This window comes from Pseudoalteromonas sp. Ld19, assembly GCF_045064135.1.
GTDB classification, from domain to species: Bacteria; Pseudomonadota; Gammaproteobacteria; order Enterobacterales; family Alteromonadaceae; genus Pseudoalteromonas; species Pseudoalteromonas aliena.
The window spans coordinates 180815-206816 of record NZ_JBISHA010000021.1; the positions used below are offsets into that span (position 1 = coordinate 180815).

At 39.4% G+C, this 26002-nt stretch carries 24 protein-coding genes, 1 pseudogene and 1 riboswitch; of the genes and pseudogenes, 12 read left to right on the plus strand and 13 right to left on the minus strand.

Annotated elements, in window-relative coordinates; genetic code table 11:
- Positions 1 to 140 precede the first annotated feature (140 nt).
- From ACJJVZ_RS12745 to ACJJVZ_RS12760, 4 genes are read left to right on the plus strand one after another with little or no spacing between them, the layout of a single operon-like run.
- On the plus strand, positions 141 to 1151 hold the full coding sequence (locus ACJJVZ_RS12745; protein ID WP_405600957.1) for a hypothetical protein: 1011 nt from the start codon (positions 141 to 143) through the stop codon (positions 1149 to 1151).
- 3 nt (positions 1152 to 1154) lie between these two features.
- On the plus strand, positions 1155 to 2030 hold the full coding sequence (locus ACJJVZ_RS12750; RefSeq protein ID WP_405600959.1) for a formylglycine-generating enzyme family protein: 876 nt from the start codon (positions 1155 to 1157) through the stop codon (positions 2028 to 2030).
- 1 nt (position 2031) lies between these two features.
- Complete coding sequence (locus ACJJVZ_RS12755; RefSeq protein ID WP_405600962.1) at positions 2032 to 2328, plus strand: hypothetical protein; 297 nt, start codon at positions 2032 to 2034, stop codon at positions 2326 to 2328.
- Positions 2312 to 2677, plus strand: a complete 366-nt coding sequence (locus ACJJVZ_RS12760) for a hypothetical protein (RefSeq protein WP_405600965.1) — start codon at positions 2312 to 2314, stop codon at positions 2675 to 2677. Before ACJJVZ_RS12755 ends, ACJJVZ_RS12760 begins: the two co-directional genes overlap by 17 nt.
- A 6-nt stretch (positions 2678 to 2683) precedes the next feature.
- Here ACJJVZ_RS12760 and ACJJVZ_RS12765 read toward each other — a convergent pair whose 3' ends face one another.
- A complete protein-coding gene (locus ACJJVZ_RS12765; RefSeq protein ID WP_405600967.1) occupies positions 2684 to 3175 on the minus strand; it encodes a peptide-methionine (S)-S-oxide reductase in 492 nt (163 codons plus the stop codon).
- 176 nt (positions 3176 to 3351) lie between these two features.
- Here ACJJVZ_RS12765 and ACJJVZ_RS12770 point away from each other — a divergent pair, with 176 nt between their 5' ends.
- Positions 3352 to 5205, plus strand: coding sequence for a TonB-dependent receptor plug domain-containing protein (locus ACJJVZ_RS12770; protein WP_405600969.1), 1854 nt, complete (start codon positions 3352 to 3354; stop codon positions 5203 to 5205).
- A gap of 151 nt (positions 5206 to 5356) precedes the next feature.
- Here ACJJVZ_RS12770 and ACJJVZ_RS12775 read toward each other — a convergent pair whose 3' ends face one another.
- Both ACJJVZ_RS12775 and ACJJVZ_RS12780 read right to left on the minus strand, forming a co-directional pair.
- Positions 5357 to 5878, minus strand: coding sequence for a hypothetical protein (locus ACJJVZ_RS12775; RefSeq protein WP_405600972.1), 522 nt, complete (start codon positions 5876 to 5878; stop codon positions 5357 to 5359).
- Between the two features lie 93 nt (positions 5879 to 5971).
- Positions 5972 to 6235, minus strand: coding sequence for a YkgJ family cysteine cluster protein (locus ACJJVZ_RS12780; protein WP_077538164.1), 264 nt, complete (start codon positions 6233 to 6235; stop codon positions 5972 to 5974).
- A 168-nt stretch (positions 6236 to 6403) separates the two neighbouring features.
- On the opposite strand from ACJJVZ_RS12780, the gene ACJJVZ_RS12785 reads away from it, so the two are divergent.
- The 4 genes from ACJJVZ_RS12785 to ACJJVZ_RS12800 all read left to right on the plus strand — a co-directional run bounded on the left by ACJJVZ_RS12785 (position 6404) and on the right by ACJJVZ_RS12800 (position 12266).
- Positions 6404 to 7582, plus strand: coding sequence for an efflux RND transporter periplasmic adaptor subunit (locus ACJJVZ_RS12785; protein ID WP_138585444.1), 1179 nt, complete (start codon positions 6404 to 6406; stop codon positions 7580 to 7582).
- A 2-nt stretch (positions 7583 to 7584) separates the two neighbouring features.
- Positions 7585 to 10734, plus strand: coding sequence for an efflux RND transporter permease subunit (locus tag ACJJVZ_RS12790; RefSeq protein WP_405600975.1), 3150 nt, complete (start codon positions 7585 to 7587; stop codon positions 10732 to 10734).
- Positions 10735 to 10850: 116 nt separating this feature from the next.
- Positions 10851 to 11267 carry a hypothetical protein gene (locus tag ACJJVZ_RS12795; RefSeq protein ID WP_405600977.1) on the plus strand — a complete coding sequence of 139 codons (417 nt, stop codon included), beginning with the start codon at positions 10851 to 10853 and terminating at the stop codon, positions 11265 to 11267.
- A gap of 108 nt (positions 11268 to 11375) precedes the next feature.
- The gene (locus ACJJVZ_RS12800) at positions 11376 to 12266 is read left to right on the plus strand and encodes a dienelactone hydrolase family protein (protein ID WP_405600980.1); all 891 of its coding nucleotides are present in this window, start codon (positions 11376 to 11378) and stop codon (positions 12264 to 12266) included.
- A gap of 12 nt (positions 12267 to 12278) precedes the next feature.
- On the opposite strand, the gene ACJJVZ_RS12805 is transcribed toward ACJJVZ_RS12800, so the two are convergent.
- A complete protein-coding gene (locus tag ACJJVZ_RS12805; RefSeq protein WP_405600983.1) occupies positions 12279 to 13217 on the minus strand; it encodes a LysR family transcriptional regulator in 939 nt (312 codons plus the stop codon).
- Positions 13218 to 13350: 133 nt separating this feature from the next.
- Between ACJJVZ_RS12805 and ACJJVZ_RS12810 the strand changes: the two genes are divergently transcribed.
- Together ACJJVZ_RS12810 and ACJJVZ_RS12815 are read left to right on the plus strand one after the other, a co-directional pair.
- Positions 13351 to 14376, plus strand: coding sequence for a zinc-binding alcohol dehydrogenase family protein (locus tag ACJJVZ_RS12810; RefSeq protein WP_405600985.1), 1026 nt, complete (start codon positions 13351 to 13353; stop codon positions 14374 to 14376).
- Between the two features lie 361 nt (positions 14377 to 14737).
- Positions 14738 to 15394 carry a nitroreductase family protein gene (locus tag ACJJVZ_RS12815; RefSeq protein ID WP_405600987.1) on the plus strand — a complete coding sequence of 219 codons (657 nt, stop codon included), beginning with the start codon at positions 14738 to 14740 and terminating at the stop codon, positions 15392 to 15394.
- 113 nt (positions 15395 to 15507) lie between these two features.
- Here ACJJVZ_RS12815 and ACJJVZ_RS12820 read toward each other — a convergent pair whose 3' ends face one another.
- Positions 15508 to 15909, minus strand: coding sequence for a hypothetical protein (locus tag ACJJVZ_RS12820; RefSeq protein ID WP_096792864.1), 402 nt, complete (start codon positions 15907 to 15909; stop codon positions 15508 to 15510).
- Complete coding sequence (locus ACJJVZ_RS12825; RefSeq protein WP_232525520.1) at positions 15906 to 16346, minus strand: T6SS effector amidase Tae4 family protein; 441 nt, start codon at positions 16344 to 16346, stop codon at positions 15906 to 15908. Before ACJJVZ_RS12825 ends, ACJJVZ_RS12820 begins: the two co-directional genes overlap by 4 nt.
- 189 nt (positions 16347 to 16535) lie before the next feature.
- On the opposite strand from ACJJVZ_RS12825, the pseudogene ACJJVZ_RS12830 reads away from it, so the two are divergent.
- Positions 16536 to 16787 (plus strand): annotated as a pseudogene (locus tag ACJJVZ_RS12830) (NAD(P)H-dependent oxidoreductase); the annotation flags it as partial.
- 124 nt (positions 16788 to 16911) lie between these two features.
- Here ACJJVZ_RS12830 and ACJJVZ_RS12835 read toward each other — a convergent pair.
- The 7 genes from ACJJVZ_RS12835 to dapB form a co-directional block, all read right to left on the minus strand.
- Positions 16912 to 17298 (minus strand): hypothetical protein, encoded by a 387-nt coding sequence (locus ACJJVZ_RS12835; protein WP_096792863.1) that lies wholly within the window; start codon positions 17296 to 17298, stop codon positions 16912 to 16914.
- Positions 17299 to 17574: 276 nt separating this feature from the next.
- Positions 17575 to 18228: a 3,4-dihydroxy-2-butanone-4-phosphate synthase gene (gene ribB, locus ACJJVZ_RS12840; protein WP_405601541.1), complete on the minus strand. Its 654-nt coding sequence runs from the start codon at positions 18226 to 18228 to the stop codon at positions 17575 to 17577.
- A 140-nt stretch (positions 18229 to 18368) separates the two neighbouring features.
- A riboswitch (FMN riboswitch) is annotated at positions 18369 to 18541 on the minus strand.
- 80 nt (positions 18542 to 18621) lie between these two features.
- Entirely contained in the window at positions 18622 to 19665 is a 1044-nt protein-coding gene (locus ACJJVZ_RS12845; protein WP_405600992.1) for a S66 peptidase family protein, read from the minus strand.
- A gap of 133 nt (positions 19666 to 19798) precedes the next feature.
- On the minus strand, positions 19799 to 20275 hold the full coding sequence (gene greA, locus ACJJVZ_RS12850) for a transcription elongation factor GreA (RefSeq protein WP_007375825.1): 477 nt from the start codon (positions 20273 to 20275) through the stop codon (positions 19799 to 19801).
- A 48-nt stretch (positions 20276 to 20323) separates the two neighbouring features.
- On the minus strand, positions 20324 to 23542 hold the full coding sequence (carB, locus tag ACJJVZ_RS12855; protein ID WP_405600995.1) for a carbamoyl-phosphate synthase large subunit: 3219 nt from the start codon (positions 23540 to 23542) through the stop codon (positions 20324 to 20326).
- A 16-nt stretch (positions 23543 to 23558) separates the two neighbouring features.
- On the minus strand, positions 23559 to 24695 hold the full coding sequence (gene carA, locus ACJJVZ_RS12860; RefSeq protein WP_077538187.1) for a glutamine-hydrolyzing carbamoyl-phosphate synthase small subunit: 1137 nt from the start codon (positions 24693 to 24695) through the stop codon (positions 23559 to 23561).
- Positions 24696 to 25056: 361 nt separating this feature from the next.
- Positions 25057 to 25860 (minus strand): 4-hydroxy-tetrahydrodipicolinate reductase, encoded by an 804-nt coding sequence (gene dapB / locus ACJJVZ_RS12865; RefSeq protein WP_077538188.1) that lies wholly within the window; start codon positions 25858 to 25860, stop codon positions 25057 to 25059.
- Between the last annotated feature and the right edge of the window lie 142 nt (positions 25861 to 26002).

A 26002-nucleotide genomic window follows, 5' to 3' on the forward strand; every position in this document is an offset into this window, starting at 1 on the left:
TGAGCTTTTTTGTGGGTGAGAAAAAATATTTTTGTTTTAGTAGCGTATCACTGTAAATTTGGGAAAATATTTAATAGCAAAATTTAAATATGACGAGGGTTATGCTAAACTAGGGACAAATATTTAAAGGAATAAATAATATGTCATTAGACCCTTCCTTCGCACTTAAAATTCAAAACCTATTTCCTAAGGAAGTGCTGCGTGAAATGTACGCTTCTTTAGACTCGGATCCAGAATTTAGACACGCTGGTGTTATTTTCGAGGCCGAGAAAGATAGTATTGCAAAACTCTCAGTAAACCCTGGTAGTTTGCTTTTAAATCCAAGTAGCCATTACAATAGTAAAGTTTTAAGAGTAACTTGCAGAGCAGATAGGAAAAGTATTTATATTCGCGAATATATATTCCCTAAGCAAATGAAGGCCGTTAAAAGAATAGATAAAATCAACTCTTCACTATACGATGAATCTATAGGTGCTGGCATCTCATGTGTTGGAGCTGGCTCTGGTTGGGTATTAGTGTTCGCCGAAATGGGGGGCGGAGCTGCAAGCTTTGGCGCTACATGGGCTGCAATTCCATTAACATTGACATCGACTACCGCTGCTACTTTTCAGTGTGGTGTTGGAATCGGCCGTGTATTTAATCATTTAAGTGGTAATGCAGAGTATAATCAATGGCTTGATGCATCTCCTACTTTTTCAACTTTGATGGTTACATTAGATGTTATTCAAGTTGCCGATTTAACTAAAGCTGGTTTGGAAGCCGGCTCCTTACTCGTTAAATTTAATCAAAATAAAGCGTTAGGACAGAATAAGTTATTAAAAATGTACAAAGGAATGACACGCGAAAATCGTAAAAAGCTTGCTGTTGAAATTTTAAAGCTCAATAACAAAAAGTTAATTAATAATCAAAAACTCCTGAAGAAAGTTTTGAGAGGTCAAACTCTTTTAGATGACGGCACCAAAGCAACTAAAGTATACACCCAGGCACAGGTTCAGAGATTAATAAGAAGCTCTTTTTACAAGGCATTTCTAACCAAAACTTCATTAGCTACTGGAGCAGGAACAGCTGCTACGATGTACGGAAGCGTAAATGGCTTACATAATAAAATCAGAAATTCAGCAAGCTATATTATTGGCATAACTTCAGAGTGATATATGTTACCTAGATTAAAGATTAAATATTTCATTGTTATTGTCGTTTTGATTGGGTTCTGTATCGGCTTTTTTAATATTAGCTGGCCTAGTTTTAAACTCTCTAATCATAAAATCAGTTACATACAAGATAAGCTTAAAAGCGGTGAACTATCACCTAAAATGGTAGTAATACCGCCAGGTACAGGGACCATAGGCGGTGAAAATTTTCGCTCGTTTCAAGATGAAGCCCCTATTTTTAAAGCGACAATAAAAGAAAGCTATGCACTAAGTGAAACCGAGATTACCTTTGCACAATATGATCAGTTTTGTAAAACCGGAATTAGGTCATGCCCTAGCGACGAAGGCTGGGGCCGCGGTAAGCATCCTGTGGTAAATATATCTTGGTTTGATGCTGTTGCTTACACAAATTGGCTAAGCACAGAAACGAGTAACATATATCGTTTGCCTAGCGAAGTTGAATGGGAATACGCAGCTCGAGCTGGAACAAATAGTAAGTTTTGGTGGGGTAATGAGTATAGACAAGGCATTGACCACTGCGATAGAGACTTAGGTGGTTGCCCAAAAGGCTCTGATTTAGGGCACCCTTGGCAAGTAGGTATTTTAAAGCCAAACCCCTTTGGATTATACGACGTTACCTCTAATGTATCTGAATGGGTGGAAGACTGTTATGTTGATAATCATAACAATGTAGCTGGCACTACTGCTGCAAATGATTCTGGTGCTTGTACTCAGATAATTGCAAAAGGAGCAAGCTGGCTCATGCCACAACCACATGTACATCATTCACAGAGAATGAGTATCCCGAAAAATGTTCGAGGATACGAAATCGGCTTTAGGGTATTAAGAGAAATAAATAAAAACGAATTAAAGGATTAAAATGAAAGTTGCGTGCCCTAACTGTAAAAGTAAGGTTGATAGTAAGGATATAAAAAATATAAATAAAAAAGGAATTTTTATTGAAAAGCAATGTCCTTCTTGCCGTGAATGGTTTGGTTTAAACAAAACGCAAGAAGTTTTAAAAACAGCTGGGATATTACTTTTATTAATCACTAGCCTGCTAAATATTTTCAGCATTAACAGTGAATATAGTTTAGTTTTCTCAACCGTAGGCTTTGTTGGAATTATTATAGCTATAATTATTACTTTTTTTGGTAAGCATGAAACGGTCAAATAATCAAAAAACAAAAAAAAAGCCAAAAATAAAACACGCTAATATTAGTAATACTAGAATGATGTTAAATCAAATAGCATTCTCTTTGTTTTCTTTTGCTTTAGGGTTATTACTTATAATAATCGCAGTAAAATCTATATACGACGGATATGTTCTTACACCAACAGATTATCGAGTTGAATCTGATGTTTATTTTTTATCGACCTCTCCATTTTCTTATCTTTTTAACCTTCTTTTTTACTTAGGGGGTGGGATCTTTTTTTTAGTGCTACCATATTTAAGTAGAGATATGTTCCCTCGTAAAAAAGAGAAAAAGCTAAACAAAAAAGTTCAAAGAAAAAATAAACAATAGTTTTAATTAACTCGTTTTATACTTGTACAACAACTCAAAGGGTATATGGCAATAGTCATCAGGATGATTAGTTAAACGGTCTTGATGCTCAGGATCGCTTGGCACGTAGTTAGTTAGCAGCTCGACCCCTACCACAATTTTATCGGCATCACTTCGCTGGCTTATATAATTGCTAGCGATCTTTAAATGATCTTGGCTTTTACTATAAATGGCAGTGCGATATTTAGGGCCTACGTCATCCCCTTGTTTATTAATGCTATATGGGTCAATAATTTCAAAAAAGTAGTCAAATAGCCTATTTAGGCTAACGACTTTTAAATCAAAAATGACTTTTACGCATTCTGCATAACCATCGTATTCGCCGTTAGTGGTTTTGCTTGTACCATTAGCGCGCCCTGCTTCAGTACTTATTACGCCTGGTAAGTGCTTTAAAAATTCTTGTACGCCCCACAGGCAGCCACCAGCAAAGTAAATAGTATTTTGTTGTGTCGTATCCATTATAAATATTACCCAATAAGTGAAGTGTAAATGGTTATCAAATGCAGTTATTAGCAAATTAATGTACAATCGCGCACAAAATGACTGCTGTTACATTTAGTTATTTTATCATGCTCAAATATAAGCTTTGAAATTAATTGTAACCGCAGCTACAAATAAAAAATGACGAGAAACACATGAATCGCACACCACACCTTATAATACCTGCAATATTATTCAGCGTTACTGCATTTGCTAATGCTAATACGCTATCTGATGAGTCGGCAATCGAGAAAATAACGGTTGAGGCCTCACCCACTGCAAATAAGTTGCCAGTAGGTACATTCGACTCGCCTATTTCTAATTTAGAATATGACCCTCGTGTTGACCTTCAATCGCGTAATATGGCTGAGGCGCAAGCTGATGTAACTATACGCGGCGGTATTTTCGAAAATACCGGTTTTAGAGTCGCAAGCGCTACCCTGCTTGACCCGCAATCTGGTCATTATTTTGCTGAAATCCCCATTGCACCGCAAATGCTAAGCGGCCCAGATGTTTTAACCGGTGCCGATAACGCACTTTACGGTATGAATAGCTCTGTAGGTACGGTTTCATTTGGTTGGAAACCGATTATTACTGGCGGTAGTATATCCCTTGGTACTGGTACAAACGACTTTAATCTGCAAAGTATTCACGCGGCTAAAAACACACAACTTGATAGTTTAACTAACTATACTCTGGGCTTTGAAGGTGAGTATTCTCACTCGCAAAGTGATGGAACCATTGATAATGGTGACCATGACTTTTCGCGCGCCTCATCTCGCGTGCAATTAGCAAGCGAGGACAGCCAAACCGATTTATTTTATGGCTCGCAAGATAAGTTTTTTGGCTGGCCTAACTTGTACACCCCTTTTGGCGTTAACGAAACTGAAGATTTAGAAACCCGCCTTTGGATGCTTAATCACAAGCAAAGCTACGCTGATAACAGTAACTTTGAAGTATCGGCGTATTATCGTACCCATGACGATCACTATATTTACTCGCGCGAAAATCCTAGTGCATTTGAAGCTTTTCATAAAAGCGAAGTTAAATCGCTTGGACTTTCGGGTCGCCATGCACAAAGCGATGCACTGGCAATAAATTACTCAGCACAATTTATTGATGACTCGATTGAATCAACAACACTTGAAAACAACTTTACCTCACGAAAGTATTATAAATTAAGCGTATTGCCTGAATACCAAATGGTGCTTGAGGATAATAAACAACTTACATTTCGTTTAGGTGCTGCGTTTGACGATACAAATAGAGACGACTCTGAACTGTCACTCATTGGTGATGTAACGCTAAATACACAAAACAGCGAAGGTTTTGAGCGCACGTTTTATTTATCTTATGCACAAGCAAGCCAAGTTGCAGGCTATACCGCCATTGGCGGCAGTGATTCTGGTGGATTATTTAGAAGTAATTACAACCTTAAGCGCGAAACCACTTCAAACTTGGAGCTAGGTTTATTACTTGAAGAACAAAGCTGGCAGTTAAACTCGGCTATTTTTTATCGCAAAGATAATAACTTAACCGATTGGACCTTTAACTTTGATTCAACTTCAGCGCGCTTTGCAAACCCAGTTGATATTGATACTGCAGGGGTTGAATTTTTAGCGACTAAGCACTTTGATACAGCAAAACTTATAGCAAGCTACACCTATTTACATAAATCAGAAAACTACGGCGTAGCCGATATTGATGCCAGTTTTTACGCATTAAACTTTCCTGATCACCGTTTAACACTCGGCGCTGTGTACAACCCAACTGATATTTTAGAATTTAGAATAGATAACGAATGGCGCAAACAGCACGAAAATGCGCTGCGCGGTAGTGACGACGATGCTTTATTTACTCACTTAACGTTAAAAATTACGCCACCAATGCTGAAAAACTTATTTATAACTTTAGCGGCTGATAACTTATGGGGTGAATCGTTTGAAGAGATCCCAGGTACACCAGGACGCGGGGAGCAATACACGTTAAGTGCAACGTATAGCTGGTAGCCAGTAACGAAAGCAAGCTTCACGTCTACAAAAACACTCACAAACCTCCACTTTGGAGGTAGACGTAGAGCTTGCTCACGTGAAAAGCGCAGCTTTTAATTACTTAAAAGTGTTCAAGTAAATTGGCATCAAACACACGGTTAAACTTCAATCAAAAGAATGATGCTAATATAAAAGCAATACTAGAGAAACCAAAAAGCCATGCATAAATTAGCTGTGCTACGGTAAACATAATAGGGTCTTCAGCAATATCTAAGTTGTCGTTTCCTCCATAAGTCCAGCCACTGTTAAATGAGTGAAATAGTAGCCCGCCTGACATGCTCATTAATAGCAAAGAAAAAAACACATCAGAGCCATCAAGTGTATCGGGAACTATGGAAAATCCTACAGGAAAGCCAAAAATTAGGCCAAATAAGAACAAACCAAGGATACGCTCTGCTGTGCAGGTGGTTTTTAAAACAACTTGTTTTGCTGCTATCGCAGATTTAGCCTCACTTTTACGCGCATTTATTTCAGTTTCTCTACGAGAAAACTCAATCATTAGCGCATTAAAATTCTCTGCGTATTTTACTTTATCAATACTCTTTTTTGCTTCGAGTAGTTCATCTAATGAATACTTTGAATAATCGACTTTGATACAATATTTCCTTATAAAGCTGAATAACTTCGGCAAATCCAGTTATCCAAGAGTTTCCCTACTAAATTAGTTAATTATTTTACAGTACACTTTTTTCATTTGTAAATGTATGTGTATTTTAATAGTTCACTAAGTGAGCTCTTCAAGCTCTGTAATAAGCGCTAGAGCTTGTGCATTTGTTGACCCGCACACATCAAGCGTGGCGCTAAAATCACTGCATACTTTTGGGCGACTTTCATCACCAAATAACTTACATAAATTACGTTCATCTAGCTGAATGCAACGTTCTCCGGCTTTTTTGCCATTTGGCATACCTGGAATTGGCGAACTAATACTGGGTGCAATACAACATGCACCACAGCCTAGTCTACACTCCATCGATTCAGTTTTCATAATATCCTCTGTATAAAAAGTAACGTCTTTAATTCTTTTTCAGGAACCTAATTAGTCACACGCTTAGTTGTAATGTACATATGTAATGCTTTGTTACATCTTAAAACACCTTATAAACACATTATTGCGTATTATTACTGTGTCACCACCAATAATGAGGAATGCCTTGTGGCTACTAAAAAACAAATAATACTCCCAATTGCAGTTTTAGCAGGTGGCATAGCATTAGCTATCGCTTTTATGGCTATGAAAAAGCCACCGGAAGAAAAGCCTGAGCAAGACATTCGCCCTTTAGTGGCAACCCAAAGCATACTATTAGATTCTATCACGCTCGATGTTAAATCGTACGGCATAGTAAAACCAAAAGACCGTACCGAGTTAATAGCGCAAGTAAGCGGGCAAGTTATTTCGGTATCAGATCAATTTGTCGAAGGTGCGTTTGTAAAGCAAGGCGATATTTTAGCACGGATTGATGCAAATGATTATGAGGCTGACTTTATTGAAGCGCAAGCGGGTTTAGCGCAAGCAAGTTCGGCACTTGAAATAGAGCGTGCGCAAGCGCATGTAGCAAAAGCAGAATGGGAACGTATTAAGTCAGATTCAAGCGAAGCTATTGCCTCAGAGCTTTATTTACGTAAACCGCAATTAGCTGAAAAACTAGCACGCTATCGCTCAGCTCAAGCCAGTGTAAAACGCGCTAGTCGTAATCTTGAGCGTACTTATATTAAGGCCCCATACGATGCGATTATTAACGAGCGCACGATCAGCTTGGGTTCAGTAGTTAATCCAGGTAATAGTTTTGGCGCATTAAGTGCGACATCTGTTGCAGAGGTTCGTCTACCGGTTGCCGACCAAGAACTGCAATATTTAGAAAATGGTGGCGTCGGTTCAAACGTTACATTTAATGCAGAATACGCGGGCAAACAAACAATGTGGCAAGCCAAAGTAATTCGCACCGAAGGTGTGGTTGATCAAAAAAGCCGCATGAGCTACCTAGTAGCACAACTTGCCACACCGTATGGCGATAAAACACGCCCTCTTCGTTTTGGTTCATACATTAATGCGACAATTGAAGGCCGCCCACTTGATAACGCGATTATTGTTGCGCACCATTTAGTTAAAGATAATAAAATTGTAATTTTAAATGACGATTTAACATTGTCGTTTAAAACCCTAAATATTATACGCGAACAAAACGGCATGATTATCGCCAGCCAAGGGTTAAAAAATGGCGAGCAAATTGTCACCTCAGCTCTTGAATATCCAACCGAAGGTATGGCTGTAAAAATTGAAGACGTAGCACCTAATAACAGTGATATTACTCAACTTGCACTTAAGGAGGAGTAACCATGAACACTCGTGAAACAGGGCTAATAGCATGGTTTGCCCGTAATCCCGTTGCAGCTAACCTATTAATGATATTTATATTAGTGGGTGGTCTTTTAATGGCAATGACCATTCGCAAACAAATGTTCCCACAGTTTGAAAGTAACTGGATAAGCGTACAAGCGGTTTATCCGGGTGCTGCCCCGCAAGAGGTTGAAGAAGGAATAACGATAAAAGTTGAGGAAAATCTTGAAGGTCTTGAAGGTATTAAACGCCTCATTACCTATTCTAACCGAGGTTTTTCGCAAGCCTGGATTGAAATAGAAGAACAATATAATCCACAAGAAGTACTTGATGAAATTAAAGTACAGGTTGATTCAATAAACACCTTTCCTGCGGGAATGGAGCGTCCTGTTGTACGTCGTGATAAGTTTGAGCAAGAGGTAATGATACTCGCGCTTTACGGCGACATGAGTAACTACCAGCTCAAAGAGCTTGGCAACGATATAAAAGATGAACTCCAAGCCCTACCCCACGTTAACCTTGTTAATTTTAATGGCGGCTTAGAATACGAAATTGGTATAGAAGTCAGCCCCGATAAACTACGCGAATATGGCTTAACATTTAGAGATATTGCAGGCGCTGTGCAAAGCTTTTCAGCCAATATGTCGGCGGGGCAAATACGCTCTGAAAACGGTTATATTTCGATGCGTGTTGAAAAACAAGCCTACCGTGGCTTTGAGTTTGAAAAGCTGCCGCTTATTACCCTTGCTGATGGCGCACAAATTTATTTAGGCGATGTTGCTACCATTAATGATGGCTTTGAAGAAGGCCTACAGTATTCTAAATATAATGGTAAAAATTCACTCTCATTTGAAGTAAATGCATCAAAGGATCAAGACATTACCGATGTAGCAAAAGTCCTTAAAAGCTACATGGCAACTAAAGAGCCACTTTTACCAGCAGGCGTTAAGCTCTCCCCTATTGTTGATTTAACTTACTACCTTGAAGGTCGACTCGATATGATGGTCGATAACATGATTTGGGGTGGCTTGTTAGTAATGATAGTGCTGGCACTATTTTTACCGCTACGCTTGGCATTTTGGGTCATGATGGGTTTACCGGTGTCTTTTCTGGGTGCCTTTTTGTTTATGCCCATTGGCTTTTTAGATGTAACAATAAATCTAGCCTCGCTATTTGCCTTTATACTTGTACTCGGAATTGTTGTTGATGACGCTATTGTTGTCGGAGAATCTGCCAGTGCCGAAATAGAAAAATACGGCCATACACTTGATAACGTAGTTCGCGGCGTAAAACGTGTTGCCATGCCAGCAACCTTTGGTGTACTAACGACCATTGCGGCATTTTTACCACAAACACTCGCAACCGGCCCTGGCGCTGCTTTTTCTAAAGCAATTGGTGGCGTGATTATTTTATGTTTGATTTTTTCACTCATCGAATCAAAACTAATTTTACCTGCCCATATTGCAGCAATGAACCCGCGTAAACCAAACCCTAAAAACCTATTACATCGCTTACGCATGGTGATTGATAGTGGTTTAAAAGGCTTTGTGAATAACTATTACCTTCCTTTTGTTAGTCGCTGTATTCACTACCGCTATACCGTAATAGTTGGCTTTATGTGTTTGCTTATTGTAAGCGCTGGTATGTTTGCTGGTGGTTTAGTTAAGTTTGTACCCAACCCTAAAATACCGCACGACTTTCCGCGTATTGATATAGAAATGAACCTTGCTTCATCTGAGCAAGCAACGCTTGAAACAGCGCGTAAAATAGAAAGCGTGTTATTAAAGGTCGATCAGCAACTACAAGAGCAATACGGTAAACCGATGATCCGCGATTTATCGGTAAGCTTACGTGGCCGTACTCAAGCGAATATTATGGCTATTTTAGTAGAGCCTGATTTACGCCCTATTGACACCTTTGCTCTAAGTGCATTATGGCGCGAGCAAATGCCCGCTCTACCGGGTATTAAAACCATGACCATTCAAGACAGCATAATGAACGGCGGTCGAGATGATGGCGATGTTAGCTTTAAACTTGAAGGCAAAAATGCTGACGAACTAAAAGAAGTAGCCGGTAAATTAAAAGCTAAATTACAAACAATGGAAGGTGTTGGCGACGTAAACGACTCAATGCAAAGTGCTACCGATGAAGTACAGCTTGATTTAAAACCACTGGCTTACAGTATGGGTTTAACGCTTGCTGATGTAGCATCGCAAGTAAGCTTTAGTTACTACGGCTTAGAAGCGCAGCGAATATTGCGTGAAGGCGAAGAAATTAAAGTCATGATCCGCTACCCAGAAGACGAACGTAACTCAATTAGCGACATAGCAAGTGTGCGTATTATTACGCCTTCTGGCGCTGAAGTACCACTGAGTGAAGTAGCCGAAGTTAAACTAGTTGACGGTGTAAACCGTATTCGCCGCGAAAACTCTAAACGTACTGTAAACGTATGGGCTGCGGTAAATACCGACCAAGCCGAACCATTTGCTATTGCAGAAGAAATTCGTGATGAATACTTACCAACACTACTTAAGAGCTACCCTGGCGTGACAAGTGATGTAGCTGGGCGCATTCAAGAAGAGATGGATAGTGCTTCAGAGCAGCTTCGTGACTTTGGTATATCAATGATGATTATATTTGCCTTGTTAGCGATTCCACTTCGCTCTTACTCGCAGCCACTTATTATAATGTCGGTTATTCCGTTTGGTGTAGTGGGCGCGATGTTTGGGCATATGATTTTAGGTATGACCATGAGCAGCTTATCTATGTTTGGCATTATTGCTGTAGCGGGTGTGGTCGTAAATGACTCCCTCGTTATGGTTGATTTTGTAAACAAAGCCCGCGCTGAAGGTGTTGCGATTAAAGATGCAGTAGTACAAGCCGGTGCTCGTCGCTTTAGAGCGATATTACTCACCTCAATCACAACCTTTATTGGTGTAATGCCGATTATTTTTGAAACGAGTTTACAAGCTAAAATTGTTATCCCAATGGCTGTATCACTTGCTTTTGGTGTGCTATTTGCCACAGTAATTACACTGATACTTATACCGTGTCAGTATGTTGCACTAGAAGATGCTAAGCGATTAGTACGCAAAATACGTGGCAAACCACCACTAGTAGATGCCCAACCAGCGCCTATTGAAAGTTAAGTAAAGTACAACCCCAACCAAAAAAGCTCGGCATACTATATGCCGAGCTTTTTATTTGAAATAACTATGAACCAAGTGTAAGTTATTATTGCGCATTCAAAAAAGACTTTATTAAGATGGCACAATGGCACGATGAGAAAACAAAAATCAAAGATATCTTTGATGCAATTAGAAATTTTGGATTAGTCGGTCTAATTTTTTATACATCTACAATTACCTTTTTAAGAGCTAATTCATCTGAATCACTTAGCTACATCTACTTATCAATTAGCATTATTTTATTGTTGTTATCATTCTACTTATATTACTTGAATATTAGCTCTTTTTATAAAACAGTTAAAAGAGAATATAAAGCTAACAATGTAGGGCATCTATTCTATATTTTAATGCCAGCATTTATGCTTGTTTTAAGTATTCAAGTTTATATCCTAACTACTGTAGAAATTAAATTAAAAGATGGTAGAAACTTGAGTGAACTAACGATAAAGGACATATTAAATTTTGATAATAAAGAAATATCTTCAAGAGAATAAGTATTTGGGCTTTATTAATAATTCGATAAAAAGAGAGAAAATATTGCTCGTTTTTTATTCCTAATACGTTATGGTATTTAAATAACATAATAAAATTAAGGAACGGCCATGAATACATCTCCCTCTGATCACATTCCTCAAGAAGCCTTTGATTGGTATGACGAATACGCCCACGGTTTAATGGACCGTCGTACTTTTATGAAAAAACTCGGAGGGCTTGCTGCACTTGGTTTTTCAATGGCTGTACTTACATCAGCATTATTACCTAATTACGCGCTGGCTGAACAAGTGTCGTTTAACGATGACGATATAACGGCAACGTACGAAGAATTCGATTCGCCAAACGGGCACGGTAAAGGCAAGGGTTACTTAGCAACCCCTAAAAACATAGAAGGTAAACTTCCTGTTGTGCTTGTGATACACGAAAACCGTGGATTAAACCCATACATAAAGGATGTAGCAAGACGCTTAGCTAAGGTAGGTTTTATTGCATTTGCACCCGATGCGCTCTTTCCACTGGGTGGCTACCCAGGTAACGATGATGAAGGACGCGCTATGCAAAAAACCATGGACCGCGCTAAAATTCAAAACGATTTTGTAGCCGCAGCACACTTTTTAAAATCGCATGCTAACAGTAACGGTAAACTCGGCGCTGTCGGCTTTTGTTTTGGTGGCTACATTGTTAATTATTTAGCAGCTGTAGATAGTAATTTAATCAGCGCCGGCGTGCCTTTTTACGGCACTCCCGCCAGTGAAAGTTTACGTAAAAATATTAAAGCTCCATTAATGATTCAATTAGGCGAGCTAGATAAACGTGTAAACGCATCGTGGCCACAGTACGAACACGATTTAAAAGCTAATAACGTTGAGTACACTATGCACATGTATAAAGGGGCAAATCATGGATTTCATAACGACTCTACAGGTCGATATGATAAAGACAATGCCGAGCTTGCATGGCAGCGTACCGTTGAGTTTTTTAATAAAAAGCTAAGTTGATCTGATTGCGTATTAATCCTTTAATACGCTTTTATCAATAATGCCTCTATTTACCAACTGCTTCAAAATAGCTTGGGATTTTGCTCTGCATACATCACGTAGTAAACGCACCGCAGGGGTTATTGACTGCCTACTTGGGCAAATAAGCCAAAGCTCACCATCAATATGTTGGTATTTTGGCATCACAGTAATCACCCTATCATTGAGTAAATCATCGGCTATATCAAGTGCCGACTTTACAGCCAAACCTTTACCCGCAACGCACCAGCGCCTTACTAAATCGCCATCGTTTGAGGCGCGTCTGCCATTCATTTTAACTTTATATTTTGACTCACCATCGGTGAATTCCCACGTATTATTTATAATATCCTGCAACTGATAAAACAAACCTTGATGCGATGCTAAATCATCAGGATGCACGGGAGTTCCGTTTTGTAAGAGATATTCGTCAGTTGCACATAACAAGCGCGGTACGTTACAAATTTTGAATCCATAAACGCTAGCATCATTAGGCGAGCCATAACGAAGCGCTATATCAACTGAGTCACGGTAAAAGTCGATATTACTATCACTTATATGCGTTCTTAAACTTAGCTTTGGATAAGTGTCCATGAGTTCATCAATCCATGGGATCACTAAGTTACGGCCTAAGTCAGATGAAAGGGCAACGCGCAACTCCCCTTCAATTTCGTCATGCTCACCTTTTAGATTTTGCTTTGCAAGCTCAAGTACAGCTAAAGCCTGCTCACATTGTGGTATGTAGCGCTCCCCAGCAGCCGATAACCTTAAATGACGTGTTGTACGAACAAATAGCTCACCACCAAGGGCTGCCTCAACACGTTTAATAGCAGCGCTTGCTGTGGCTGTACGCATATCTAACTTAGCAGCTGCGAGCGTAATACTTCTAAACTCAGCTACTTTTAAAATAAGTTTTAAATCTTCTATGTTCATATTATCTATTTTTATTTGATAATGATTCAACAATTATGCGGTTTATCTATATTAAAGCAAGGTCTACTATATATCCATCAGCTAGCCAAAGCATGGCTTGCACCTTATATGTAAACAAATTAGGACACTTATTATGAAAGCCATTGGTTATAAAAAATCTCTTCCTGTTTCTAATCCTGAATCGTTAATTGATGTTGAATTACCACAGCCAGTTGCAACAGGTCGTGATTTATTAATTAAAGTTAAAGCTATTGCAGTTAACCCTGCCGATTACAAAGTGCGTGCATCTATGCCCCCTGCTGAGGGTGAAGTAAAAGTTATTGGTTGGGATGCCGTTGGTGAAGTTGTTGCAATCGGCGATGCTGTAACGGCATTTAAACTCGGTGATGCGGTTTATTACGCAGGTGATATTACTCGCCCAGGTAGTAATGCAGAATTTCAATTAGTGGATGAGCGCATTGTAGGATTTAAACCGCAGAGCTTAAACGATGCTGAAGCTGCTGCATTACCACTTACTGCAATAACAGCGTACGAATTATTATTTGAGCATTTAAACATTGTAAAACAAGCTGCTAATGCAACAACAAAATCAGACGAAGTTATTTTAGTAACAGGTGCCGCAGGCGGCGTTGGCTCTATTTTTATTCAACTTGCTAAAGCGATTACTGGCGCAACGGTGATTGCCACTGCATCGCGCGAAAGCTCGCAAACATGGGTTAAAAAACTAGGTGCTGATTATGTCGTTGACCATACAAAACCATTACCTGCTCAAATTGACGCATTAAACATTGGCTCGGTAACACATGTAGCAAGCCTGCATAGTACTGATACTTACTTTGAAGCGTATACAGAGGTACTTGCACCATTTGGTAAAATTGCAATGATTGACGATCCTGAGTCACTCGATGTAAGCAAATTAAAAATGAAGAGCTTATCTCTACATTGGGAATTTATGTTTGCCCGCTCAATGTTTAATGCCAAAGATTTAATTGAGCAAAGCAAGTTACTAAATCATGTTGCTGAGTTAATTGATCAGGGCCATATTCAAACAACGATTGGTAAAAATTTAGGCATTATAAATGCGGCTAACCTGCGTATTGCACACGCAGAACTTGAAGAAGGTCGCTCTATTGGCAAAATAGTGTTGGAAGGTTTTTAATTCCATAAATACTAAACACGCGCAGCCTGAATTAATTGAAGGCACCAATGTAATTGGTGTCTTCAGCCAATATTTTGGGTGGCTATGGCTGTATTTATATTTATTAAAGAAACTATTACCTAATAATATTTGATAATGATTCAACCATATACCTGTTTATCATATTGTAATAATCCACTACTATCCGTACCTAGCTATATTGATAGGCCTTACTTTACGTAGATATCAATTGAACTAAATAAGTAGAGTGATTTAAAAACACGATATTATTTTTGTAATAAATTTTTAAAAGGGTTTGTTTTTACTAAAACTGACTCAACATAGTAAATACTGGTAAAACACCTACTCAATGGAGAAACTAATGACTCACCCTATTATTAATGACTTAGAAAAGCGTTACACAGCAAAACGTTACGATGCAACGAAACGTGTATCTCAAGACGATTTAGCCGTTATTTACGAAGCTATGCGCCTATCTCCATCATCTATTAACTCGCAGCCTTGGAAATTTATTGTTATTGAGTCTGACGAAGCTAAAGAACGTATGCATAATACCTTTGCTAATAAGTTTCAATTTAATCAGCCTCATATTAAAACAGCGTCGCACGTTATTTTATTTGCTTACAACCCTAAATATACACGCGAAGATTACGCACAAGTCATTGATGCTGACATTAAAAATGGTCGTACAAAAGCAGAAAACCGCGAACAGGCTTTTGGTGCATTTGCCTTTGTTGATATGAATACTGATGAGCAAGGCAATAACGCAACGTGGACCAAAGCGCAAACTTACATAGCGCTTGGTAACACAATGCATGCAGCAGCACGCTTAGGTGTTGATTCAACCCCAATGGAAGGCGTAGATGCACAGTTGATTGGCGAAGTTTTTGAAAAAGAACTCGATGGTTACATATGCGACGTAGCGTTAGTACTTGGCTATCACGATAGCGCTGAAGATTATAATGCTAAGCTACCTAAATCTCGCTTGGCTAAAGAGCAAGTTATTCAGGTTTTATAAGTAATACTATATTAATAACAGTTTTCAATTAAACCACTTATTATAATAAGTGGTTTTTTATAATCCGTAAGGTATATGGAGTAAGCGAGAAAACTGTACTACTCTTTCATAGATTAATATTGGACAAATTGTTGATAAAACTTTTCATCTAAACCAATATCAGGACACACTAAACCTTTATCTTTCAGTTTAGATAGAGAAAATTTATTACTAACGACTATAACAGCCTGATATTCCAGTGAACATCTATCACTCTCTTTTACTGACCATCTTTTTAATTTCTCTAATTTAGCCGGGGCTCCAGAAATAATATAAATTTTACTTTCATTAAATTGAAAAAAATTTTTCTTGCCATTTTCAGTTTTGACTAATGAGCATGGAGGTGACAACTGTAGTTTTTCACTATTATTGTCCATTGAAACTTCGCAAATTTCAGCATCTAAAAGTATGCCAGCGTTTATATTTGAACAAGAAAATAAAAGTAACATAGAGCTAAATGTTAATTTATTTCTCATACTAAAATTTCCCAAAACCAGATCTCATCACCTAAATTCAGCCAATCTGTGTTACCACCCTTTAGGTACTCCCCATCCCACAAGTCAATGTGATCAGTATTACCCCAGCCATTCATTATAAATATAATTCCTTTTTTATCTTTCAACTTGGATAAAGCGCCCCCTTTAATTACTTTTTTAGTACCAAATGCAGTGCTACGAGGAGAGTCAATCCAATTTGCAAGCTCCTGAGCTGCCAAGATATGTCTAGGACTATGCTTTAAACCAGGGTAGCACCGGCGTTGAGGATACATACTATCAAAAGACGAAGTATCTATTCCTGACTTTTCTAGCGCAACCCCCATGCGAATAGCGCATTGATTTCCAAACAGAGATTTATCACAAGGTGCGTCAGGATATGGATGATTAGACCAAAGTTTATTAAATTTAACGATCATATTATTAATTCCTTTTATATAAGTTAACGTCAATATAGCATGGCATTAACTCGCTTACAAAAGCAAAATAAGCCGTACTATCTTTCACTTATACTATAACGTTAGCACTGACAGTTAACATGTAATGTCACACACTTTAATTAGCCTCTCAAATAAAGTCTGGAAGTTTTCTTAAAAAATAACAATTATTCGAGGTGGACTAAAGCACAAACTTACATAGCGCTTGGTAATACAATGCATACAGCAGAACGCTTAGGGATTGATTCAACTCCAATGGAAGGCGTAGATGCCGAGCTGATTGGCGAAGTTTTTGAAAAAGAGATAGATGGTTACATTTGTGATGTAGCTTTAGTGCTTGGCTACCATGATGACGCAGAAGATTATAATGCCAAATTACCTAAATCACGTTTAGCTAAAGAGCAAGTTATTCAAGTTTTATAATTTTTCAAACCAAGCAGCTGGTTTATATCAGCTGCTATTTTTTCGCTTATACATTTATAAATACAACTCATATTCAGTAAAGGATCCAAGCATATTACTCTGTACTAATGTGCTGCAGTAACTGTTAAGGCCACCTTAATATGGTAAGCAAAAGTATTGAACAAAAAGTACAGCTATAAAAAAATTGCATTACAGTGAAGGAAAACACATCGTCGGTTACAGTCACTATACCGTATTTAGATAGTGTCCAGCCATAACGAAAAGAATGCAATAAAGGTAACCCCACCATAAGTAAAAGTACCACGCTGTAAAATTGATTAATCGTGCTTAAAATCGACAGTTCAGCGAACAACAATAAGGGTAAACTGATACACAAACCAAATAAAAACACACCCGCTATTCTTTTATTAGAGCAGCTGGTCATTCGTAATATTTTTTTAGCCTCAGCCTCTTTTTCTATCGCATCATTATAGTGTTTTAATTCGTTTTCTCTTTTTAAAAATTCAGCCATTAATGCATTGAAATTCTCAGTGTATTTATCTTTATCTATATTAGCTTTTACATCGAACAATTCTTCAAGTGTATAGTTAGAATAATCTATTTTAATGGGGTAATTCCTTATAGAGTACTGTATGTAGCGGCTACAGAAAGTGCAATTCCTTCGCTAAGCTTCTTAAATAACGTAAATAAAAACAAGTGATTATTATATTTTAAGAGCAAGTTAGGCCCATAAAAACACGCAACAGGTGCGTGCTTTTAATATATCTAAGGCTGATAAAATAGTAATTTAACCTACTTTAAGCTGCGCAGCTTGAATGTATTGCACGAGATCTTCAATAGAAACCACAGTCATATTATGTTTATTAGCATAATCACTCACCTCAGGTAAGCGCGCCATTGAACCATCAGGATTTGTTAGTTCGCAAATTACGCCAAATGGTTTTAAGCCGGCAAGCTGCATTAAATCAACGGATGCTTCGGTATGACCACGACGCACTAATACGCCGCCCGTTTGTGCTTTTAAACCAAACACATGCCCTGGACGCGATAAATCACTTGGTTTGGCGTTATCGGCTGTCGCTGCTTTTATAGTAGTTACTCTATCAGCAGCTGACACGCCCGTTGTTACGCCATGCTTAGCTTCAATAGTGACTGTATAAGCGGTGTTATTTTGACTTGTGTTGTGGGTTACCATTTGCGGTAAGTCGAGCTGTTTAATGCGCTCTTCCCCCATGCATAAGCAAACAATGCCGCTGCCTTCGCGGATCATCTCGGCCATTTGAGAAGTCGTTAAATGCTCAGCTGAAAAAACAAAGTCGCCTTCATTTTCACGGTTTTCATCATCAACAACAAGTACGCCTTGCCCTTGCTGTAGAGCAAAAATTGCGTTTTGTACACGGATACGGCTTTCGCCAAATTGAGTTAGTAGAGACTGAATCATCATTATATTCCAAATAAAAAATAATAGATTCAGGACACTGAAAGGCATGGCAAAGCCATACAAATAAAATTGCATGAATTACACCAAAACAGCATTAAAAATGCTCACCAAAAGGCTACGTTTTGGTGTACATAAATAAGCTATATTCTCTTTCATCCGGACTCTAACCGTCGGCTCTGGCATCTCACCAGATCTGCTTGACCTTTACTTTACCTAAAAATAAGTTAAATAAAGCGCTCGCGGGCTCGTCTGAGTTACAAGTAACATTAAACATACCGCCGGTGGGGAATTTCACCCCGCCCTGAGAATTTACTTTTATAACTAGAGCGCTATAAAAGCGGGCTTATTGTACCCTTTAATCTAATTACTTATCAAAGGTAAGTGAGTACACTTCTAACAAAGCTCAGTATTTAATGAGGCTTTGATTACTTTACCTTCATTTATTTCAGCGGTGATTGTACAAGTAGCCCCATTTATTAAGTTTAAGTTAGGGGCAACGTGCCCTATGTCTGCATCAAAAAGAACGGGAAATATACATTTTCCCAATGCAAGTTCTATTGCTTGGTAATAATCAATCTTTTTGTGTGGGCTATTAATAACGGCGCTGCGACCTAACACAATGCCATTAACACCAGTAAATACGCCATTCAATTTCAGGGTAATCAAGCTGCGTGCAACGGCTGTTGGGCTTAGCTCTGCATTTTCTAAATAAAGTACTATTCCCTCGGGTGCATATGCTTGTTTGAAGTGAAGTAAATTAAGGTAAGGCGAGCCTAGCAGTGAACTAAGGGTATCTAAACACCCACCAAAAAGCCGTCCAGTTATCTCTAATTTACGAGTATCGTTGTAATTTAAGCATTGCCATTGGGTCGGTTCTGTAAATTCAAATAATGCATCTGGATTGTTTACATAATCAATGTCCTTACTTTGGTATAAATCAGAAGGCACTTGTTCAAATTGATCACCTTGAGTAAGGGCTAAAACATGAAAAACGTTTAAACAATTAGATTCAGTTTCGTTTGGGTGTAGCTGCATTAAGTTGGCACTGTGAAGTGTTGCCCAACCACAATGAGATGTAAGCACGCAAGCTAACGTACTCACATCTGAAAACCCGACCAACCACTTAGGTTTAGCAGCCTTCACTGCATTAAAATCAATATACTGTAAAATCCCTAGTGCTAACTCTCCTCCCCATGGAGGCATAATAGCCGCTATGCTGTCATCAACTAGAAAGTTCATTAGCTCACTGGCACGCTGCTGATCGCACGTATTTTTCCTTACGCTATCGCCCTCTACTATTTGATAACCACGCAATATTAAGCCATTTAATACGATATCTAAACGCGCTTGAAAATGCTTTTCAACCTCAGATGAAAACGCACAAATTGCAATTTTAGCATTAGGCTTAAGCGGCTCAGGAAAGTTAATCGATGACATCAGTACCCTCAATTATTAAGACATATTGATCTTAACGTACCAAATAAGTTAACAAAGTCGAGGTTATTAAAGGCATAAAAAAACCGATGTAATTACATCGGTTTTTATTTAAAACGTTAAAGTGAGTTATACGTTAAAGATACTCAACTTCAATGATTTCGTACTCAACGATACCTTTTGGCGTTTCAATAGACACTGCATCGTCCATTTGTTTACCAATTAAGCCACGTGCAATCGGTGAATTAACAGAAATTAAATTATTTTTAATATCCGCTTCATCATCGCCTACAATACGGTATTTTACTTCAGCATCAGTATCTACATTGACTATAGTCACTGTGGTGCCAAAAATAACTTTGCCCGTATTTGGCATTTTAGTTACGTCGATTATCTGAACATTTGAAAGTTTAGCTTCAATTTCTTGAATACGACCTTCACAAAAACCCTGTTGCTCACGTGCAGCGTGGTACTCAGCGTTTTCTTTTAAGTCACCGTGTTCACGCGCAACTGCAATGTCGGCGATAATTTTTGGACGGGTAACTGTTTTTAATTCGTTAAGCTCTTTACGCAGTAAATCTGCGCCACGAACTGTCATCGGAATTGATTGCATACTTTTCTCACTTAACACCAAGGCCCTAGTTGGCCTTGGCACATTTCCTTAGTTCAATCGCAGGTGTAGCTCTTGAACTGACGTCACTTTACTGCGGTCATCTGCTTTATTAGCAGTACAGTTAGCGAATGCCGCGTTCAAGGTTGTCGTATAATTGGTTTTATTTTGCAATGCACCACGACGTAACACCTTCGAATCTTCGATCGCTTGGCGACCTTCGGTGGTATTAACGATGTAGCTGTACTCTTTATTCTTTATAGAATCAAGAATATGCGGGCGGCCTTCATATACTTTGTTTACACGTCGTACTTCAATGCCAGCCTCTTCAAGAGCAGCAGCTGTGCCACCTGTTGCATCAAGTTCAAAACCTAAGTCGGTCATGATTTTAGCTAATTCAACAATACGGGGCTTATCGCTATTACGAACAGATAATAACGCGCGACCACCGCGTGGTAAAGTGTTGCTTGCACCTAATTGCGCTTTTGCGAATGCTTCGGCGAAAGTATCGCCAACACCCATCACTTCACCTGTTGAACGCATCTCAGGGCCACGGATTGGATCCACACCTTGAAACTTAGCAAATGGCAGTACAACTTCTTTGACGCTGTAGTAAGGAGGGATCACTTCTTTAGTGATACCTTGGCTTGCTAAAGATTGCCCTGCCATACAACGAGCAGCTACTTTTGCAAGCGCCACACCTGTTGCTTTAGATACAAACGGTACAGTACGTGCAGCACGAGGGTTGACTTCAATTAAATACACTTTGCCGTCTTTTACTGCAAACTGTGTATTCATCAAACCTACAACACCAAGCTCAAGCGCCATGTCGGTTACTTGCTTGCGCATTACATCTTGCACTTCTTGTGATAAAGAATGCGCGGGTAATGAACACGCTGAGTCACCCGAGTGAACACCCGCTTGCTCAATATGCTCCATAATACCGCCGATGATTACTTGCTCGCCATCACAAATAGCGTCAACGTCAACTTCAATCGCATTATCTAAGAAACGATCCAGTAATACAGGCGCTTCGTTTGATGCTTGCACAGCTTCGGTCATGTAACGACGTAAATCGTCTTCGTCGTATACAATTTCCATTGCTCGGCCACCGAGTACATACGAAGGGCGTACAACCAATGGGAAGCCAATTTCAACCGATTTAAGTAATGCTTCTTCCGTTGATGTTACTGTTGCGTTTTCTGGCTGAAGTAAGTTTAAACGCTCAACAAGTTGTTGGAAGCGCTCGCGGTCTTCTGCACGGTCAATCGCATCAGGTGAAGTACCGATCACTGGCACACCGTTGGCTTCAAGCTCACGTGCTAGTTTAAGTGGTGTTTGACCACCATACTGCACGATCACGCCTTTAGGCTTTTCAACACGTACAATTTCAAGCACGTCTTCAAGTGTAATTGGTTCGAAGTATAAACGATCAGATGTGTCGTAATCGGTCGATACCGTTTCAGGGTTACAGTTAACCATAATGGTTTCATAACCGTCTTCGCGAAGCGCAAGCGAGGCGTGTACACAACAGTAATCAAATTCAATACCTTGACCGATACGGTTAGGTCCACCACCAATAACAATGATTTTGTCACGATCTGTTGGATTAGCTTCACACTCTTCGTCGTAAGTTGAGTACATGTAAGCCGTGTCTGAGCTAAACTCTGCGGCGCACGTGTCAACTCGTTTATATACTGGCACGATATTTAATAAATGACGCTTTTTACGAATTTCAGCTTCAGATACACCCGCAATTTCGGCAATACGCGGATCAGCAAAACCTTTACGTTTAAGTTTGCGAAGGAAATCAGCATTTAAGCCTGCCATCCCCACTTCCGCAATTTTAGCTTCGTCTTTTAAAATGTCTTCTATTTGCACTAAGAACCAGCGGTTAACTTTAGTCAGCTCGTAAACATCATCAACGCTCATACCATGGCGCATTGCATCGGCAATATACCAAATACGCTCAGCACCTGGCTCGCGTAGTTCACGGATGATTTTTTCTTTCGCTTTAGGGTCGTCAAGTGCAACTATCGGGTTAAAACCTGTTGCGCCCACTTCAAGACCACGTAATGCTTTATGTAATGATTCTTGTTGGTTACGACCAATCGCCATTACTTCGCCAACCGATTTCATTTGTGTGGTTAAACGATCGTTCGCACCAGCAAATTTTTCAAAGTTGAAACGAGGAATTTTTGTTACAACATAATCAATTGAAGGCTCAAACGACGCAGGTGTTTTACCGCCAGTAATGTCGTTTTGAAGTTCATCAAGCGTGTAACCGACGGCTAGTTTTGCTGCAATTTTAGCAATTGGAAAACCCGTTGCTTTTGAGGCAAGTGCCGATGAGCGTGATACTCGTGGATTCATCTCAATGATAACCATACGGCCATCTTCAGGATTAATACCAAACTGCACGTTAGAACCGCCCGTTTCTACTCCAATTTCACGCAATACTGCCATAGAGGCGTTACGCATAATTTGGTATTCTTTGTCGGTTAACGTTTGCGCAGGTGCAACAGTGATTGAATCGCCTGTATGCACACCCATAGGGTCAAAGTTTTCAATCGTACAAACAATAATACAGTTATCGTTTTTATCACGTACAACTTCTGTTTCGTACTCTTTCCAACCAATCAGCGATTCATCAATCAATAATTCGCTTGTTGGTGATAAGTCTAAGCCACGAGCACAAATTTCTTCAAACTCTTCCATATTATAAGCAACACCGCCGCCGGTGCCACCCATAGTAAAAGATGGACGAATAATACATGGCAGACCTATGCGGGTCATTGTGTCTTTAGCTTCTGCCATTGTGTGAGCAATCTCAGCACGAGGACATTCTAGACCTATGTTTTTCATTGCAATGTCAAAGCGTTCACGGTTTTCTGCTTTGTCGATTGCATCTGCCGTTGCACCAATAAGTTCAACGCCATGCTTGGCCAATACACCGTGCTTATCTAAATCAAGTGCACAGTTTAATGCCGTTTGGCCACCCATTGTAGGCAGTACCGCATCTGGCTTTTCTTTTTCAATAATTTTTTCTACCACTTCCCAATGAATTGGTTCGATGTACGTCGCATCGGCCATATCAGGGTCGGTCATGATAGTTGCAGGATTTGAGTTAACTAATATAACTCTGTAGCCTTCTTCTCTAAGTGCTTTACACGCTTGAGCACCAGAGTAATCAAATTCACACGCTTGACCAATTACAATTGGGCCTGCGCCTAAGATAAGAATGCTTTTTATGTCGGTACGTTTTGGCATTATTACTCCAGTTAAATTAGTGTTTACGCGCTTGCATCAAATCGATGAAGTGGTCAAATAATGGGGCTGCATCGTGCGGACCAGGGCTTGCTTCAGGGTGACCTTGAAAACTAAACGCAGGTTTATCTGTACGATGAATACCTTGCAGCGTGCCGTCAAATAACGATTTGTGCGTGGCACGAAGTGTACTTGGTAGGCTTGATTCTTGCGCAGCAAAACCATGGTTTTGTGCGGTGATCATTACTACATTGCGATCTAAATCTTTAACTGGGTGGTTAGCGCCGTGGTGGCCAAATTTCATTTTTTCTGTTTTAGCACCTGAGGCAAGCGCTAATAACTGATGACCTAAACAGATACCAAAAATAGGTGTGTCGGTTTCTAAAAAGGTTTTAATTGCATCAATAGCGTAAGTACATGGCTCAGGATCGCCAGGGCCATTAGATAAAAAGATACCATCAGGGTTTAAAGCTAGTACATCAGCGGCAGAGGTTTGCGCGGGTACGACTGTAAGTTTACAGCCACGGTCTACAAGCATACGTAAAATATTACGCTTTACACCGAAGTCGTAGGCAACAACATGAAACTTTTCATCAGCAGCATCAAGGGTTTTAAATCCTTCGCCTAATGTCCAGCTTGATTCGCGCCACTCAAAATTTTCCTTGGTTGAGACAACTTTTGCTAAATCCATACCTTTTAAGCCTGGGAAGGCTTGCGCGGCTTGTAGCGCTTTATTTTCGTCTAGCTCGCTACCAGCAATAATACACCCGTTTTGTGCGCCTTTATCACGCAAAATTCGAGTTAACTTTCTGGTGTCGATGTCCGCAATACCTAAAATATTACGTTCTTTTAAGTAATCATCTAACGATTGCTCGTTACGAAAATTACTCGCTAGCAGTGGCAAATCACGGATCACTAGGCCTTTAGCCCAAATTTGATTCGCTTCTTCGTCTTCGCTGTTGGTACCCGTATTACCGATATGTGGGTACGTCAAAGTTACGATTTGTTCCGCGTATGATGGATCAGTCAAAATTTCTTGATAACCAGTCATAGACGTATTGAATACTACTTCACCGACTGACATGCCGTCAGCGCCGATTGCAGTACCGCGAAACACTGTGCCGTCTTCTAGGACTAACAGAGCGGATTTAGTCAAGTTAAACCTCCTAACAGTAAAAAACGGGAGTAAGCAATTGCTTAACACCCCGCCAATACCCAGAGGGATCGTCAAAACCAGATTTCTGTGAGCTTAAATTGTTTTACGCAGTCTTAAATGAAGCCGATGTAAACCACTAAACCTTCAACATTTTTTCTTGCCTAAAACTATTTTCATTCCCACTGAACCCCAGGATTTACTAGCCACTTGGGTATAATTGGAAACACGCATTTAGTAATTTTTGGCAAATTGGCTGTATATTACATTAAGTTGTGATTTAGGTCTAACATTATTTGGTAAATTGTAACAAATAACTGGCTTCAGGTGAAAATGACTCCAAACAGCTAAAAAAGTAACTAAACTACTTTAAATCTAACACATCTTGCATATCATAAAGTCCTGCTGGTTTATTTCTCAACCAGCCTGCAGCTCTTATAGCGCCTAGTGCAAAGGTCATTCTTGAACTCGCTTTATGGGTTAATTCGAGCCTTTCACCCATTGTAGCGAAATAGGTGGTATGTTCTCCTACTATATCGCCTCCTCTTAGTACCGAATAACCAATCTCATTTTGCGATTTAGCAGTTTCTACTTGGCTGCGGTCGTATACAGCAACTTCGTCGTGATCCCAGCCTTTAGCGTGTGCGATTGACTCGCCTATTGCGAGTGCTGTACCCGACGGCGCATCTACTTTGTGCCGATGATGTGCTTCAAATATTTCAATATCTAAATCATCACCCAATTTAGTTGCAGCTGTTTGCACAAGGTTCAGTAATACATTGACGCCTACACTGTAATTTCGCGCAAATACAATAGGAATATGCTTAGCTGCATCGTGTAATTGCGCCATATCATCGCTTGTTAAACCGGTTGTACCAATAACCATAGGAATTTTGTGTGCCAAAGCAATTTTTAAATGGTTTTTCATTCCAGCAGGAAGCGTAAAGTCGATTAAAACATCTACATTATCTATTGTGCTGTCATCGCTAAAGCTTATATTTTTATCGGCTGCACTATTTATCTGGTTTACATTAATGCCTAATAACGATGAACTGCTACGAACGTATGCACCTGTAAGTTGTGTTTGCTCTTTAATTGTCGCTGCTTCTAATAGAGCTAAGCCCATTCTGCCATTAGCACCAAAAACGCCTATTCGATTTGTAGTCATTGTTTTTACCTAATTTAAATTTGAATCCGTTTTTTACTAATCTGAGTATATATCCGGAGCATCGCAAATACGCGTTTGGGCATTTTTATGCAATTGGATAAATATTAATCGCTGAAAATCGCGTTACTTTGTAGATATTATC

Excerpts from the sequence above, each read along its gene's own strand:
- ACJJVZ_RS12745 (WP_405600957.1), top strand. The coding sequence starts at position 141 with ATGTCATTAGACCCTTCCTTCGCACTTAAAATTCAAAACCTATTTCCT.
- ACJJVZ_RS12750 (WP_405600959.1), top strand. The coding sequence starts at position 1,155 with ATGTTACCTAGATTAAAGATTAAATATTTCATTGTTATTGTCGTTTTG.
- ACJJVZ_RS12755 (WP_405600962.1), top strand. The coding sequence starts at position 2,032 with ATGAAAGTTGCGTGCCCTAACTGTAAAAGTAAGGTTGATAGTAAGGAT.
- ACJJVZ_RS12760 (WP_405600965.1), top strand. The coding sequence starts at position 2,312 with ATGAAACGGTCAAATAATCAAAAAACAAAAAAAAAGCCAAAAATAAAA.
- ACJJVZ_RS12765 (WP_405600967.1), bottom strand. The coding sequence starts at position 3,175 with ATGGATACGACACAACAAAATACTATTTACTTTGCTGGTGGCTGCCTG.
- ACJJVZ_RS12770 (WP_405600969.1), top strand. The coding sequence starts at position 3,352 with ATGAATCGCACACCACACCTTATAATACCTGCAATATTATTCAGCGTT.
- ACJJVZ_RS12780 (WP_077538164.1), bottom strand. The coding sequence starts at position 6,235 with ATGAAAACTGAATCGATGGAGTGTAGACTAGGCTGTGGTGCATGTTGT.
- ACJJVZ_RS12790 (WP_405600975.1), top strand. The coding sequence starts at position 7,585 with ATGAACACTCGTGAAACAGGGCTAATAGCATGGTTTGCCCGTAATCCC.
- ACJJVZ_RS12795 (WP_405600977.1), top strand. The coding sequence starts at position 10,851 with ATGGCACAATGGCACGATGAGAAAACAAAAATCAAAGATATCTTTGAT.
- ACJJVZ_RS12800 (WP_405600980.1), top strand. The coding sequence starts at position 11,376 with ATGAATACATCTCCCTCTGATCACATTCCTCAAGAAGCCTTTGATTGG.
- ACJJVZ_RS12805 (WP_405600983.1), bottom strand. The coding sequence starts at position 13,217 with ATGAACATAGAAGATTTAAAACTTATTTTAAAAGTAGCTGAGTTTAGA.
- ACJJVZ_RS12810 (WP_405600985.1), top strand. The coding sequence starts at position 13,351 with ATGAAAGCCATTGGTTATAAAAAATCTCTTCCTGTTTCTAATCCTGAA.
- ACJJVZ_RS12815 (WP_405600987.1), top strand. The coding sequence starts at position 14,738 with ATGACTCACCCTATTATTAATGACTTAGAAAAGCGTTACACAGCAAAA.
- ACJJVZ_RS12820 (WP_096792864.1), bottom strand. The coding sequence starts at position 15,909 with ATGAGAAATAAATTAACATTTAGCTCTATGTTACTTTTATTTTCTTGT.
- ACJJVZ_RS12825 (WP_232525520.1), bottom strand. The coding sequence starts at position 16,346 with ATGATCGTTAAATTTAATAAACTTTGGTCTAATCATCCATATCCTGAC.
- ACJJVZ_RS12835 (WP_096792863.1), bottom strand. The coding sequence starts at position 17,298 with ATGGCTGAATTTTTAAAAAGAGAAAACGAATTAAAACACTATAATGAT.
- ribB (WP_405601541.1), bottom strand. The coding sequence starts at position 18,228 with ATGATTCAGTCTCTACTAACTCAATTTGGCGAAAGCCGTATCCGTGTA.
- ACJJVZ_RS12845 (WP_405600992.1), bottom strand. The coding sequence starts at position 19,665 with ATGTCATCGATTAACTTTCCTGAGCCGCTTAAGCCTAATGCTAAAATT.
- greA (WP_007375825.1), bottom strand. The coding sequence starts at position 20,275 with ATGCAATCAATTCCGATGACAGTTCGTGGCGCAGATTTACTGCGTAAA.
- carB (WP_405600995.1), bottom strand. The coding sequence starts at position 23,542 with ATGCCAAAACGTACCGACATAAAAAGCATTCTTATCTTAGGCGCAGGC.
- dapB (WP_077538188.1), bottom strand. The coding sequence starts at position 25,860 with ATGACTACAAATCGAATAGGCGTTTTTGGTGCTAATGGCAGAATGGGC.